The sequence below is a fragment of the Streptomyces sp. NPDC005931 genome (genome assembly GCF_042871235.1).
Classification (GTDB): domain Bacteria; phylum Actinomycetota; class Actinomycetes; order Streptomycetales; family Streptomycetaceae; genus Streptomyces.
Map to the genome: position 1 here is coordinate 296729 of NZ_JBIAIG010000007.1, position 13520 is coordinate 310248.

Genomic DNA, 13520 nt, shown 5'->3' on the forward strand with positions numbered 1-13520 from the left:
TCGGGTGGGCGCGGCGGGTGGTGGGCGCCGGGGCCTCAGGCGTGCACGGCGGGCCGGCCGAGCAGCCGCAGGACGCAGACCGACAGACACAGGGCCGCGACGCCGCAACTCAGGGACAGCACGTCCGGTCCCGGTGGCGGACCGAGCACGCTGGCCGCGGTGGCGCAGCCCGCGGCGGTCAGGCAGATCAGGGCGGGGGGCCACGCGACACCGAACGCCTGGAGCAGCAGCGCCGTCCACAGGGTGGCGGCGAGGAGCAGCAGGGCGGCCGGGTCGGCCCCGGTCAGGAGGGCCGCCGGCGTCAGCGGCAGGAGCCAGACGAACAGGCAGAGGCCGAGCAGGGCTGCCGACCGCAGGAGGAACCCGCCGGGCGTGGCGGTCACCCGCAGCGCGGCCACCGACCAGCCGCGGTAGCGGTAGAGCAGCCACTCGGCCGGGCCCATGCCGACGGTCAGCACGATCACGGCGTACGGGTGCTCCCGGGCCTCCAGCAGGACCAGCAGCGCGGCCGAGAGGCCGAACAGTCCGTAGGGCAGGGAGGCCGCGAGCGGGGGCCGGGGCGGGGCGGCGGCGGGCGCGGCGGTGAACGCGTCCCGCAGCACCCAGCCGGTGGCGGCGAGCGTGGCTCCCAGCGCCAGCAGCGGAAGACCGGCGCGCCCCACGGGTCCGGGCTCCCACCACGGCAGCACGGCGGCGCCGACTACCAGCGGGGTCAGGGCGGCCAGCAGCAGCCGTTCCCGGGCGAGGACCAGCAGCACTCCGGCGGCGGCCAGGTACAGGGACTGTCCCGCGGCGGCCAGGGTGACCGGTCCACCGCCGGCCACGACGGCCGCGGTCGCCGTGGCCAGTGCGGCGCCGAGGGAGGCCCCGGCCAACAGGGTGCGGCCAGCCTCCCGGCGTCCCGTCGCCAGGCGCAGGTGGGCGCGGTGTCCCAGCGCCTGCCCCCAGGCCCAGGAGACGACACCGGCCGCGATCAGGGACGAGGCGTGCCGCGCGGGGTGCCACAGGGGTGCGGCGAGCAGGTGGGCGAGGCCGGGCAGGGCGAACAGTGCCCCGCGCAGCAGACAGCGGACGGTGTCGGGGCGCCAAGGGTCGGGGGCGGGCGGGGGCTCGGGGAACACCCGGGGGACGCGCTCGTACAGGGCGGAGGCCAGGGAGAACACGGTCGGATGGCCGTACTGCCTCGCGATGACGTCCGCGGAGAGTCCTTCCGCCTCCAGCAGCGCGGCCACTTCGTAGGGGTGGACGGCCGGGCCGATGCGGTCGGCCATGTCGGCGGCGAGGCGGTCGACCTCCTCCTGATCCGGTACCGGCCGTGGCAGCCGCACGACGAGGGTGGGGTCGTCCGCGGGGCGGGGCCGTGACAGCCGCCCGGCGGTTCCGGCGAGCCGGAGCGCCAGCGTGTCCTGTTCGGCCCCGCCCGGCTCCAGCGCCATGGGCCCGCTCATATGGCCACGCTCCTCGTCGCCAGGGGTGCGGGAACGTGCGGCGGCTCATGCAGGGGCCGGACGTCCGTCACGGTGTCCGGGGCGTGCGGGTCCCCGCCGGGACGCCGGTCGTCCGGGGTGGCGGGGCGGGCCGGCGGCTGTCCGCGGGTGCCCGTTCCCTCCGGCGCGGCCGTCCGTGCCGGGTGCCGCCGGGAGCCGGACAGTTCCAGGTAGATGGCGCGGAAGGTGTCGACGGTACGGCGCAGGGTGAACTGCTCGATGACGCGGAGGCGGGCCGCCTCGCCCATGGCCCGGCGCCGTGCAGGGTCGTCGAGGAGTTTCAGCGCGGCGGCGGCCATGGCGTCCGGGTCCCGCGGCGGGACGACGAGACCGGTGTCCCCGACGGCCTCGCGCACACCGCCGACGTCGGTCGACACCGTCGCACGCCCGCAGGACATCGCCTCGATCAGGGTGAACGGGAAGCCCTCGCTGATGCTGGACAGCATCACGACGCTGCCCGCCGCGTAGGCGTCCTTGATGTCCTCGACGCGGCCCTCGAAGGTGACCGCGCCCCCGTGACCGAGTTCGGCGGCGAGCGCCTCGCAGCGTTCGCGGTACGCCTCCCCACCCCGGGGCGTCCCGCCGAACAGCCGCAGCCGGACGTCGGGGCGTTCGGCCCGGACGAGGGCGACGGCCCGGATCAGGGTCTCCAGGTCCTTGATCGGGTCGACGCGGCCGGCCCAGCTGAGGGTCGGTGCGTCCGGCTCGGGTCCGGCGGGCGGGAAGGCGTCCGGGTCGACGCCGTTGTAGACCGTGCGGATCGCCGCCGGGTCCGCCCCGCCCTCCTCCTCCCACAGCCGGTTGTAGCGGTTGCCGGGGGTGATCAGGGCGGCCCTGCGGTAGCTCTCCTCGGCCAGGAGCCGGAAGAAGCCCAGGATCACCGCCTTGACCGGCCAGCGGTAGGGGGCGGTGCGGTAGCCGAGGTAGCGCTCGCGGAGGTAGACGCCGTGTTCGGTGAGCAGCAGCGGCACGCCGTGCCGTTCCAGGGCGGCGAGTCCCGGCAGCGCGGCGATGCCGCCGCTGACCGCGTGGGCGACCCCTTCCCGCGGCAGGGGCGCGGCCAGCGGGCGCAGGGCGTGCTCCAGCAGTCCGGTGGCGGTGACGGCGTCGTGCAGCGTGGGCCAGGCCTCGCGGACGACCAGACCGCGGCGGTTCCACACGGCGCTCATGACGGCGACCGCCCGGTCGCCGCGCAGGAACGGGCCGAGACTTCCGTCGGCGGCGGCCCGCGCCATCGTGTACAGGGCAGGGGCGAACCCGGTTTCCGCGCAGGGGTCGAGCAGCGCGGTCAGGAACTGTTCGTAGGCGCCGGTGAGGCGGTTGCGCAGGCGTCCGCGGGGCGGACGCCCCTGCGGCGGAGTCCCCCACATCGGGACGGACAGGACGTCCGAGACGTGCGCGGGCAGGTCCCACACGACCGGTTCGCGCCCGGTGCCGGTGACGGCGAGGACGGCGAAGTCGATGTCGGGCATGCCCCGGACGAGCTGGTCGCACCAGACGCTCACACCGCCGTGGCTGTGCGGATAGGTGCCTTCGGTGAGCAGGGTGACGCGTGCCGCGCGGTGGCGTCGCGCGCCGCGGTGAACGTGCATCGGTGTGCTCCACGGGCGGGTGTGGGTGTGGTGGTGCCGGTCCCGGCCGCGGGTGGGCGGACGGGGCGTGGGTGTCGGTGCGCCGTTCAGCTCCGTGCCGTGTACGGGACGCGTGCGCGCACTCCGGCCGGGACCCGGGTGTCCGGGGCCGGCTCGGCGGGCCCGGTCGTCGTGTCCGGGGCCGGTGCGGTGGCGGCATCGGCCGGGGCGGACGACGGCAGGGTGAGGGTCAGCGGCTGTCCGGCCGACGGTGTCCAGCCGGACGCCCGGCCGGCGTACGCCTCGCCGAACTCCCCGCCCGCGAGGGTGGTTCCGGTGGGCATGGTCGCGGTGACGGTCGTGCCGGCGGGCGCCTCGACGGTCACCGTGGAGCCGATGCGGTAGGCGGTGACCCGGTCGTCGTGCAGGGCGGCGGCCCAGGCGGCGCGGCGCTGGAGTTCGCGTCCGATGTCCTTCATCCGCAGGTTCACCACGGGGGCGCTGTCGGCGAACAGGGCCTGGTAGCCGTCGAGTACGCCGTCCAGTACGGGGTAGGCGATGCGGTCCTCGGCCAGGTTGGACTGGTGGATGAAGTGTGGCTTGGGGTCGTTGGCGAGGACGTGCCCGAGCGCGATCCGGGTCTCCAGGGGGACGATGTGCTCGGCGTACCCGCTCGCGGTGTCCAGCGGGGCCGGCAGGCACGTGGTGGTGTCCGGGTTGTCCTCACAGATGCCGCTGCCGCCCTGGGCCCGGCCGGTGTAGATCCAGTTGTACTCGTCGACCTGCTCGGCTGCCCGTCCGGCGTTGTAGAAGACGTTCATCGGGTGGCGGGAGACGGTCGTGGCCGGGCCGACCCGGCGCTGCACGGGGTCACGGGAGTTGTCCGAGGCGAGCCATGCGATGCCGTTGTCGGCGAGGGCGGGCGCCAGGTTGGGGTTGTCGCCGGGCTGCTGCGGCAGAATCTTGAGCCCGGAGTGCTCACCGGTCACCAACTCGTCGTCGTGCAGCGGGAGTCCGGCGGTCCTGCCCCAGACCCGGTTGGTGGCGATCTCGTCGGAGATCGTCGTGCGGCCGACCCACTGGGTACTGCCGTCCTGGGTGGTGGCGCATCTCCACGGCACCACCGTGGTGTCCTGCTCGCAGCCGAGGAAGGCGTGCGTGTACGTGTGGTTGATCCAGCGGAACCGGTCGCGCTCGGCGATCAGTTTGTCCGCCAGCGGGTCGTCCCCGTCGTGGTCCTCGCGCTGGTCGACGCTGCCGGCGCCGTTGTAGGCGAGGTCCAGGGTGAAGTTCCGCCTGCGTTGCCAGGCGGTGGCGTGATCGACGTCGGCGGGGGTCATGCGGATGGGGTCGGGCGTGCCCTCGCCCTCGGGGCAGTCGACGTCGCCGGGAGTGCAGTTCAGCCGCGTGTCCCAGCGGTCGTCGGCGGCGAAGACGTCGTCGACGTGGACGGCGAAGTAGTTCCTGGAGGCGCCCAGGTGCGCACCGCCGGTCATCCAGTCGACGATGCCGCGTGCCAGGAGGCGGAACTGCTGCTGGTACTGGTTGTACACGAAGGTGACGACGAGTTCCCGCCGTCCGTCGTGCCGGTACTCACCGACCAGGGAGCCCCGCTGGGTCCGGCCGGGGATGGCGGCCTCGACGTAGGGGGTGAAGTCCGCGCCGGTCACGGGCGTGGAGAGGTAGGCGTAACTCTCGCCCACGGTGGGTGAGTTGTCCTCGAAGGGGACCTGGCCGTCCAGATAGCCGAAGGGGCCCTCCCGCCCGGCGGCGGTCACCTCGGCCCGCGTCCCGTCGATGCTGCCGGCGTAGCCGCCGTACACCGGGTACTGCAGGCCCGCTTCGGGGCGTGCGTAGGTGTAGGCGTCGACCTGCGGGATGTCGTAGGTGCGCTCGTAGGCGGCGAGGGCCGTCGTCTCGGGCGAGTCGGCCGGGAACGGGTTGTCGTTGGGCAGGACCACCGCCTGGTACTTGGCGCGTGGTCGTCCGTCCACCGTGTCGGCGAGGAAGCCGGCGTCGATGGCGGGGCGGTCGGAGCGGGTGAGGTCCACCTCGGTGTACGGAGTGCCGGCGGCCTCGAGTTCGGCCGCGATGGCGTCCACGGCCGGGCCTCCGTCGCTCACGACGAGGACGCGCAGGTCCACGCGGGGCAGGGCGTCGTCGGCGTGTGCGGCCGCGCTCGGCAGGCCGAGGGCGGCGATGAGCGCGCCCACCGTGAGCGCGGCGGTGCGTGTGGTCCGCTTCATGCGGTGCAGTCCCCTCCCGAGGGCAGGGGCGGACACCGCTCCGACGGAGCCGACGCACCCCCTTGCGTCGGGCCGGCGTCCCCCTCAGAAGCCAGTCCTCGACGCGTTCGTCGCGTCAATGGTGGTGTCTTTGTGTGCCAATTGTGGGCACGCTGCGAAACCTGACGGAAAAACGTGGGCGTCCATCAGGACATCAACGGTCCGAAAGTGACCGATGCGCGTACCGGGGCGCGGGGGGACGGAGCGGACCCGTGGAACGCCGGAGCAGGTCCAAGCGGTGACCGGAGCACCGGCGGGCCGTGGTGGCCCGTCGGTGCCACTGCCGGAGGTCTGTACCTCAGGCCGATTCGGTGCCGGAGCGAAATCGGTCACGGCGGCGTGGGCCGACCGGTCCGTCAGGCACAGAGCACCCGCGTGCGGGGCGTGTGGACGGGGCCGCCGCTCGTGTTCGCGCTGTCGCTGAACTCGGCGTAGTAGTACGAGTAGAAGCCGATGTCGCCGTTGCAGCCGGAGTCGGGCGCGATCCGGAGGGTCAACGTGACGGTCCGGCTCTGACCGGGCGGGACGGTGGTGCCGTAGTTGGCGCCGAGGTTGGCGGGCCCGGTGCCCGGGCAGGGAGTGCTGCCGTCCGCGGTGGCCAGGGTGCAGCCGGTGAAGCCGTACTTCAGGTCGGGGCGCTGGGTGGTGAGCCACGTGGGGTCGATCGTCTGGTGGACGAACCAGATGTCGTAGGTCCGGTTGTTGGTGAGGGTCATCGACAGCTGAACCGTGCCGCCGGGGGTGGTGGTGGCGGTGTCGGTGGTGAACGTCAGCTCGGCGGGCGCGGGTTCGGCCGCGCCGGCGCTGGGTGCCATGCCGGACACGGCGAGGAGGAGACCGAGAACGGTGGCCAGCCCGAGGCGTCTCAGTGGTGATCGCATGACCCGGGAGGCTAGGCACGCGACGCGGAACCCGTCTTCCCCACGAGCGCCGCAGGGCCCGCGCGCCGACCGAAAGCACACCCCTGTGAAGAACCTGTGCACGAATGGTGAGGTCCGCCGTCCGGTCGCGTCACCGCACAGCACGGGCGGTGCGGCGGAGGGGTCCGGATATGTGGGCGCGGCAGGGGACCGGGTCGTGCCGCCGGGGGATTTTGGCGCGTACCCCTTCGGTGCCGGCCGGTGGGCCCCAGGTCTCACCGACCACCATGTCCGGGCCGAAGCAAGCGCGCGGCCACGTTAGGCGATCGGCGCCGCCGGCCGTCCTCCACCGGGTGCGGCTCGCATGCACGCACAACCGCTCCGCGATCACCATCCACGGCGTACGGACCAGCCGTTCGCGGCGCGAGATCGACCACCGGGCGCGCGAACGCCTCCGCCGAAACCAGCACCGGCCGGGCGCGGGCACGACGGCGGCGTCGGTCCGCTTTCCCATGCGGGCCTGTGGCACCGGCGTCGGCGTCTCGGCCACCTGGATTCCGGCAGGGGTGAGGGACCCACCCGCCGGACCGGAGGTACGCGCCGCCGGAACCGCGTTCCCTCGGCCGTCGCGGCCGTCTCGCCTCCGGACGGCCGTTCCCCTTCCCCGCCTGCCCGAACCGGGACCTGGAACCGACGCAGCGCCCCCGGTGCCGTCGCCCGCCCTGGGCTCTGACTCCTCGGAGCCCGGGGTCGCGTCCCGCGACCATCGCGGGCCCCAGCCAGGTGACTCCGGTCCGCCGGAGGAGGTCCCGTGCCCGGTGGCGTGGCGCGAGCCGAGCGGTCGTCCAGGCATCTCCGGCGGACGGGGCCCGACCCGTGCGGCGGAGCGGTCCCGCGCGTCGGGGACGGCGGCACGTCGGCCGTCCCCGACGCGCGGCCGCGGGCGTCCGCGGGCGCGCGACAGGGGGCACTCACCGCTCGCGCCGATGACGTGCGCGGGCACGGTGCTCCCCAGCGGTGAGACATCGGTCTCGTCCCCGTGCACGCCCGCGCGGCGATTCGAGCCACCGCGGAATCAGGGTGGCCCTGCCGGGTCAGGCCTTCCGGCGGCGGCAGGCCAGCCAGACCAGGGCCGCGGCGCCTGCGGCGGCGAGCAGCACGGTGCTGTTGTCGCGGGCCGCGCGAACGCCCCGGGCCGTCTTCTGGCGTACCGGCTCCGGTGCCTTGTCCTCCCAGAGCCGGCCGGCCTGCGCGGCCCTGGCCCGGGCCTGCTCGGCCGCCAGCGCGGCCTTGCCCCTGACCGGCTCGGGCAGCTTGTCCTGCACCTGATGCGCCGCTTCGGTGGCCCTGGCCCTGAGTTCTCCCGCCTTGGCCGCCGCCTGCTCCTTGAGCTCACCGGCCTTGGCCGTCGCCTGGTCCTTCACCTGGACGGCCTTCGCCTGGGCGCGGGCCCTGACGTCGGTGCGGGCCGCGAGTTCCTCGACGGTCTCCCCGAGTTCCTGACGGGTCCGGGCAACCTGCTCGCGCAGTTCCTCGGGACTGGACGCGGTCGGCGCGTCGTGGGGTGGCTGGGTCATCGGTGTGCACTCTCCTCGGTCTCGGCCACATCGGCCTTCACGTTCTCGACCGCCCACTCGGGCGCGGGGGCGCGGCCGGGTCGACCTGCACGGCGCGGCCTGCCCAGGCGTGGGTCGGCTGCGTGCTCGACACGGTGGTCACCTCCCGTCTGCTCGGTCGTACCGGCCGGGGCCGTACTGGCGGGCCCCGGTGTCGGTGCGCACGCGAGTACCCCGAAAGGGCCGGTTCAGGGCGGGCGGCATGGGAGCCGTCCCCGGGCAGCGGCACCGGGGTGGGCGTCCGGGTTTGCGGGTCCGGGGCGGCGCGTCCGGGGCCGCGTGCGGGAAGGCGCCTACAGCCGACGGCGCAGAAACAGGCGCGGAGCGCGTCTGGTGAGCCGGGCGGCGGCCAGTCCGATGACGGCGCCGGCCGCTACGTCACTCGGGTAGTGGGCGCCGGACTGCACCCGCTCGACGAGCACCGTGGCGGCCGGAACCGCGCACAGGGCGGCGGCCGACGGCCACGTGGGAGCGACGGCGGCGGTGAAGGCGACCGCCGCCGCGGTGTGCCCGGAAGGGAAGGAGGAGGAGTCGGGGCGGTCGTCGACCTCGTCGTGCGGGATCCACTCCTCGGGCGGCCGGGGACGGTGTGTCAGCTGTTTGCACAGGCCGTTCGAGAGCAGCTGTGCAACAGCCATGGCCGCCAGGCCCGCCACCGCCGCCGCACGGCCCCGTCCGCCACCGCACCAGGCCATCGCCGCGGCGGCTCCCCACCACAGCTTGGTGCTCTCCGCCGACTCCTCCACGGTCGACAGCACCCTGCCGACACCAGGTGGAATGCGGGAAGCGGCCCGCTGGGTCAGACACCGGTCGGTTGCGCGCACTTCCGCCAGCAATCCCATGCACTGCCGGTTTCCCCGCAGGTCACGGCTCCACACCGGCGGGACACGGGCGGGCGCGGAGGGGCAGCCGCGCGGGCCTGCTTCCTGCGCGGTGGCCCGCCTCGGGCGATGCTGGAGGCGAACCGCCCGACCGGGTTGCCGTGGGGCCGGTCCTGCGGTTGGCTACGGCGGACACCGTGAGCACACGGCCGTGACCGGCGTGACGGCCCGCTCGGGGCCGCTCCCGCTGCCGGCGCCCCCGGAAGGCTCCGGTGCCCGCACCGGAGCAGAATCAAGGTGTCACGGCGAAGCCGACCCAGGATGGAGGTGCACGGTATGGCCCCCCGCGGTCGGGCTCGTCCGTCCGGGCGTTCCGGGCTCGAGCGGCTCGGTGGAACGTTCCGGCGAGTCGTGGACGCCGTCACCATGGGGGCCGAGGCGCGGCGCCTGGCATGGCTCAACGAGGCGGACGGGCGCATCGGCAGCACGCTCGATCTCCAGCGCACGGCACAGGAGCTGGCCGACTTCACCGTGCCGAGCCTGGCCGACGGGGCCGCGGTCGATCTGCTGGAGTCCGTCCTGCGCGGCGGCGGGAACGACCGGCCGGGGCCCAGGGTGCCGAAGACCAGGGCCATGGCGGTGGCGGTGATCGACGAACTGCGGCACCTGGAGCCCGACCCGGTGGGTGAGCTGTCCACCCTGGGCGAGCCGGCCGCCCCGGGTCAGGGGTCCGCCCTTCAGGCGGCGCCCAAACTGGCCTATCAGTGTCTCCTGACGGGCCGCCCGATCCTGGTTCAGCGGATCACCCCGGAGCAGTTCCGGAACATCGCTCCCACCCCTCACTCGGCGCAGCTGATGCGTCGGGCGGGCGTGCACAGCTACATGGTGGTGCCGCTCATCTCCCGGGGGCTGCTGATCGGTGCCGCCGACTTCGTCCGGTCCGGCGACCGGCCGCCCTTCGGCCCCGCCGACCTGGCGCTGGCCTGCGAACTCGCGTCCAAGGCCGCGGTCCTCGTCGACAACGCCCGGCTCTACGGCCGGGAGCGCGAGGTCGTCGTCACCCTCCAGCGCACCTTGCTGCCCCGTGCCGCGCCGCCCACGCCGGGGCTGGAGGTCGAGTCGAGCTACCGGCCGGCGGCCGACCCGAGCAGTGTGGGCGGCGACTGGTTCGACATCGTGCCGCTGCCGGGCGGCCGGACGGCGCTGGTCGTCGGTGACGTGATGGGACACGGTCTGGAGGCTGCGGCGACCATGGGCCGGTTGCGTTCGGTCGCCCGGACGCTGCTGAGTTTCGACTTCTCACCCGAACGGGTACTGGCGCGGCTGGACCTCGCGGCCCGCGATCTGGAGGAGGACCAGGTCGCCACCTGCCTGTGCGTCCTGTACGACCCGGTCGGGCAGACGTACCGCCTGGCCAGCGCCGGGCATCTGCCGCCCCTGCTGATCGACGCAGCGGGGAAGGCGGAGTTCGTGGACGTGCCCGCGGGCGCACCGCTGGGAGCGGGCGTCATCCCGTACGACCCGGTGACCGTGCGGGCGCCGGAGGACAGCCGGATCCTGATGTGCACGGACGGTCTGATCAAGGACCGGGCCGGAGACGTGGAGACATGGCTCGAGCGCCTTCGTCTCGCGGCCACGGGGCCGCGGCCGGCGATGCCCGGCAGCTGCGACGTGATCTGGGAGAGGGCGGCCGTCGACGCGGGGCCGAGGACGGACGACGCCATCATTCTGATCGCCGCGCCCCGGAAGCTCGACGGCCGGGTGATGTGCGAGTGGCCGCTGCCGGCCGACGGCACGGCGGCGAGGGTGGCCCGCCGCCTGGTGCGGGGACAGCTGGACCACTGGGAGCTGTCCGATCCGACCGAGGTGACGGAGTTGGTCGTCAGCGAACTCGTCGGGAACGCGATCCGGTACGGGGGCGGCCCGGGCCGGCTGCGCCTGCTGCGCCACGAGCGCCTGTGCGTGGAGGTGTCGGACACCGGGCCGGACCTGCCCCAGATCCAGCACGCCCTGCTCAGCGCCGAGGGCGGCCGGGGCCTGCAACTGATCAACACGCTCTGCCGACGGTGGGGCTCGTGCCGGACGCCGACGGGAAAGGTCGTCTGGGCCGAGCAGGACCTGGCCGCGGCGACGGCCGAGCCGTGAACGCCCCGCGCCCGCCCGCCGAGCTCGGCGCCCGACCAGGAGGTCGGTGACAGGTGACCTCCCAGCTCCTGCGGCGCCCCCGTACCGTCCTGGCGATGGACCCGTCCGTGCGCGAGGCACTGTTCGACGGGGCGGCGCTCGACCGGCTGACCGCGCTCGCCGACACCGATCCCGCGCTCGTGGTCCGGAACTTCGCGGCCCCGGCGGCCGCCGGGGCACTCGCGCGGGCGGAGGTGCTGCTGACCGGGTGGGGCTGCCCGTTGCTGACCGGCGAGGCCCTGGCCCGCATGCCGGAGCTGCGCGCGGTGATCCACGCGGCGGGCTCGGTCAAGCACCACGTCACGGACGCCTGTTGGGAGCGGGGCGTCACCGTCGCATCGGCGGCCTCCGCCAATGCCCTGCCGGTGGCCGAGTACACGGTCGCCGCGATCCTGTTCACCGGCAAGCGCGTGCTGCACGCCGCCCGCGTCTACCGCGAGGGGCGCACGCGGAGGAACGCCCTCGACGTCATCGGCACCGGTGGCAACCACCGCCGGACGGTGGGCGTCGTCGGCGCGTCCAGGGTCGGCCGCCGTGTCGTCGAGCTGCTGCGCCCCTACGACCTGCACGTACTGCTCCACGATCCGTACGTCGACGAGGACGAGGTGCGGGCTCTCGGCGCCGAGCCCACCTCGCTGGACGTGCTCGTCGAGCGGAGCGGCACCGTGACTCTGCACGCCCCCGAACTCCCGGAGACGTACCGTCTCTTCGACCGCCGTCGGCTCGCCCTGCTGCGGGACGGCGCGACCCTGGTCAACACCGCCCGCGGCTCGCTCGTCGACACCGAGGCGCTGATCCGGGAGCTCGTGCCGGGGCGGCTCAACGCCGTCCTGGACGTGACGGATCCGGAGGTTCTGCCGCCCGACTCGCCGTTGTACGACCTGCCGAACGTGCTGCTCACCCCGCACATCGCGGGTTCCCTGGGCAATGAGCTCGGCCGACTGGCACACGCGGCTCTGGACGAACTCGAGCGCTACGCGAGCGGCCTGCCGTTCGCGGACCCGGTGCACCCGGAGCAGCTCACGCGCTCGGCCTGAACCCCGCACCGACCGGATCAGGCGTGCCTCGATGAACGCCCGGACGCCCTGCTGACCGCGGCACGGGAGGCCGGGGTCGAACGCGTGGTGCTGCTCTCGTCCCGGATCAACTCCACACGCCGGCAGGCACCTTCGCACGCAGGGCTGCGTGCGTACGAGGCGGCGGTGCGCGGCTGCGGGCCCGACTTCACGGTCCTGCGTCCCGGCGGGTTCGCCTCCAACGCCTTCGCCTCGCGGACTCCGTCCGGACGAAACGCACGGTTTTCGCGCCCTTCGGCGATGTGGCGCTGCCGGTCGTCGATCCGGCCGACATCGCCGAGGTCGCCGCGGCCGTACCGCGCGAGGGCGGGCACTCGGGCCGTACGTGCGAGCTGACCGGCCCCGAGCCGATCAGTCCGCGCGGGCAGGCGGCGGTGATCTCCGAGGCACCGGGCGAGGAGGTGGCCCTTCGGGGAACTGTCCGGGGAGGAGGCCCGTGACCACCTGGCGCGGTTCATGCCCGAGGAGGTCGTCGGCGGCACGCTGGACGTCCTCGGCGTCCCGCTGCCGGCGGAGCGGGCGGTCGGCCCCGACGCGGCGCACGTCCTGCACCGCCCGCCGGGGCCCTTCGGCGAGTGGGTCACCCGTAACTGCCCGAATTTCGGTACGCGTTCCACCGACACGAGCTGTGCCTCCGGGCACACGGGTGTCCGCGCCCGGGGCACTCCCCCGTCAAGGGCCGGCCAACGCCTGCTCATGAATGCCTCATGGCCGGGTCACGAAGGGGACAGCAGGAGGAAGCGGCTCCGGCCCCGCACATACGTTTCCTTCATGAACTCTCCTTCGACCGCGGCGACTTCACAGCCGGCCGTCAAGACCGGACCTCCCCGCCGTTCGCTGCTGCGCGGTGCCCTGACCGGAGTCGCGGCCGCCGGCGCCGGGCTCGCCGTCGACGTCTCCCCCGCGTCAGCGGCGCCCGCGGCCCCGGCCGGCCGCTCTCGGCCCGGCACTCCCGACGAGGCGCTTCGCGCGCTGGCCGCGGGCAACGCGCGCTGGCGTGCGTACCGTGAGAGGCATCCGGACGAGAATCGGGCCGTCCGCCGCGAACTCGTCCACGGACAGCATCCGTTCGCCGTGATTCTCGGCTGCGTCGACTCCCGTGTCCCTCCTGAGCTGGTGTTCGACCAGGGGCTCGGTGACCTGCTCACCGTACGCAGCGCCGGCGAGGTGCTGGACGAGGCGGTGCTCGGCAGCGTGGCCTACGGGGTGCTGGAACTCGACGTACCGCTGGTCATGGTGCTCGGACACCAGTCGTGCGGTGCCGTGCGGGCCGCGGTGGAGGCCGAGGAGTCCGGCGAGCGGCTGCCGGCGCACATCCAGTACCTGGCCGACCGCATAGCCCCGGCCGTCGACCACGGCAAGGAGGGCAACGCCCGCGTCGACGCGACCATCGACGCCAACGTACGGCTGATCCACGCGCGGCTGCGGTGCGAACCGGACCTCGCCGCCCGGGTGTCCGCCGGCCGGCTCGCCGTCGTGGGAGCCCGCTACGAGCTGACGAGCCAGCTGGTGCACCGGATCGCGTGACGAGCGGGACGACGGACGGGGCCGGGACGGCACGGGGCACGTACGACCGGCCGGCGTTCCGAGGCCGGGCAGGCTACGAGCCCGCGGAACGGC

The 13520-nt window shown here is 74.3% G+C and carries 10 protein-coding genes; 4 read left to right on the forward strand and 6 right to left on the reverse strand.

Features of this window, described 5'->3' with window-relative positions; all coding sequences use genetic code 11:
* Positions 1-35 precede the first annotated feature (35 nt).
* The 6 genes from ACFYOV_RS19220 to ACFYOV_RS19245 form a co-directional block, all read right to left on the reverse strand.
* Complete coding sequence (locus tag ACFYOV_RS19220) at positions 36-1448, reverse strand: hypothetical protein (protein WP_389089178.1); 1413 nt, start codon at positions 1446-1448, stop codon at positions 36-38.
* Positions 1445-3079, reverse strand: a complete 1635-nt coding sequence (pelF, locus tag ACFYOV_RS19225) for a GT4 family glycosyltransferase PelF (protein ID WP_389089180.1) — start codon at positions 3077-3079, stop codon at positions 1445-1447. The genes ACFYOV_RS19220 and pelF overlap by 4 nt, the downstream gene beginning before the upstream one ends.
* Before the next feature lie 86 nt (positions 3080-3165).
* A complete protein-coding gene (locus tag ACFYOV_RS19230; protein ID WP_389089181.1) occupies positions 3166-5304 on the reverse strand; it encodes a hypothetical protein in 2139 nt (712 codons plus the stop codon).
* Between the two features lie 395 nt (positions 5305-5699).
* Positions 5700-6224: a hypothetical protein gene (locus ACFYOV_RS19235; RefSeq protein ID WP_389089182.1), complete on the reverse strand. Its 525-nt coding sequence runs from the start codon at positions 6222-6224 to the stop codon at positions 5700-5702.
* 1073 nt (positions 6225-7297) lie between these two features.
* On the reverse strand, positions 7298-7780 hold the full coding sequence (locus tag ACFYOV_RS19240) for a DUF3618 domain-containing protein (protein WP_389089183.1): 483 nt from the start codon (positions 7778-7780) through the stop codon (positions 7298-7300).
* 332 nt (positions 7781-8112) lie between these two features.
* Positions 8113-8661, reverse strand: a complete 549-nt coding sequence (locus ACFYOV_RS19245) for a phosphatase PAP2 family protein (protein ID WP_389089185.1) — start codon at positions 8659-8661, stop codon at positions 8113-8115.
* 405 nt (positions 8662-9066) lie between these two features.
* Here ACFYOV_RS19245 and ACFYOV_RS19250 point away from each other — a divergent pair, with 405 nt between their 5' ends.
* The 4 genes from ACFYOV_RS19250 (at position 9067) to ACFYOV_RS19265 (ending at position 13427) form a co-directional block, all read left to right on the forward strand.
* The gene (locus ACFYOV_RS19250) at positions 9067-10785 is read left to right on the forward strand and encodes a SpoIIE family protein phosphatase (RefSeq protein WP_389089249.1); all 1719 of its coding nucleotides are present in this window, start codon (positions 9067-9069) and stop codon (positions 10783-10785) included.
* Positions 10786-10880: 95 nt separating this feature from the next.
* Positions 10881-11861, forward strand: coding sequence for a hydroxyacid dehydrogenase (locus ACFYOV_RS19255; protein WP_389089250.1), 981 nt, complete (start codon positions 10881-10883; stop codon positions 11859-11861).
* 281 nt (positions 11862-12142) lie between these two features.
* Positions 12143-12340 carry a hypothetical protein gene (locus ACFYOV_RS19260; protein WP_389089187.1) on the forward strand — a complete coding sequence of 66 codons (198 nt, stop codon included), beginning with the start codon at positions 12143-12145 and terminating at the stop codon, positions 12338-12340.
* Positions 12341-12671: 331 nt separating this feature from the next.
* On the forward strand, positions 12672-13427 hold the full coding sequence (locus ACFYOV_RS19265) for a carbonic anhydrase (RefSeq protein WP_389089188.1): 756 nt from the start codon (positions 12672-12674) through the stop codon (positions 13425-13427).
* Positions 13428-13520: the final 93 nt, after the last annotated feature.

Bases quoted from the DNA above. Each gene is read 5' to 3' on its own strand.
- ACFYOV_RS19240 (WP_389089183.1), bottom strand. From the start codon at position 7,780: ATGACCCAGCCACCCCACGACGCGCCGACCGCGTCCAGTCCCGAGGAA.
- ACFYOV_RS19255 (WP_389089250.1), top strand. From the start codon at position 10,881: ATGGACCCGTCCGTGCGCGAGGCACTGTTCGACGGGGCGGCGCTCGAC.
- ACFYOV_RS19235 (WP_389089182.1), bottom strand. From the start codon at position 6,224: ATGCGATCACCACTGAGACGCCTCGGGCTGGCCACCGTTCTCGGTCTC.
- ACFYOV_RS19230 (WP_389089181.1), bottom strand. From the start codon at position 5,304: ATGAAGCGGACCACACGCACCGCCGCGCTCACGGTGGGCGCGCTCATC.
- ACFYOV_RS19245 (WP_389089185.1), bottom strand. From the start codon at position 8,661: ATGGGATTGCTGGCGGAAGTGCGCGCAACCGACCGGTGTCTGACCCAG.
- ACFYOV_RS19265 (WP_389089188.1), top strand. From the start codon at position 12,672: ATGAACTCTCCTTCGACCGCGGCGACTTCACAGCCGGCCGTCAAGACC.
- ACFYOV_RS19220 (WP_389089178.1), bottom strand. From the start codon at position 1,448: ATGAGCGGGCCCATGGCGCTGGAGCCGGGCGGGGCCGAACAGGACACG.
- pelF (WP_389089180.1), bottom strand. From the start codon at position 3,079: ATGCACGTTCACCGCGGCGCGCGACGCCACCGCGCGGCACGCGTCACC.
- ACFYOV_RS19250 (WP_389089249.1), top strand. From the start codon at position 9,067: ATGGGGGCCGAGGCGCGGCGCCTGGCATGGCTCAACGAGGCGGACGGG.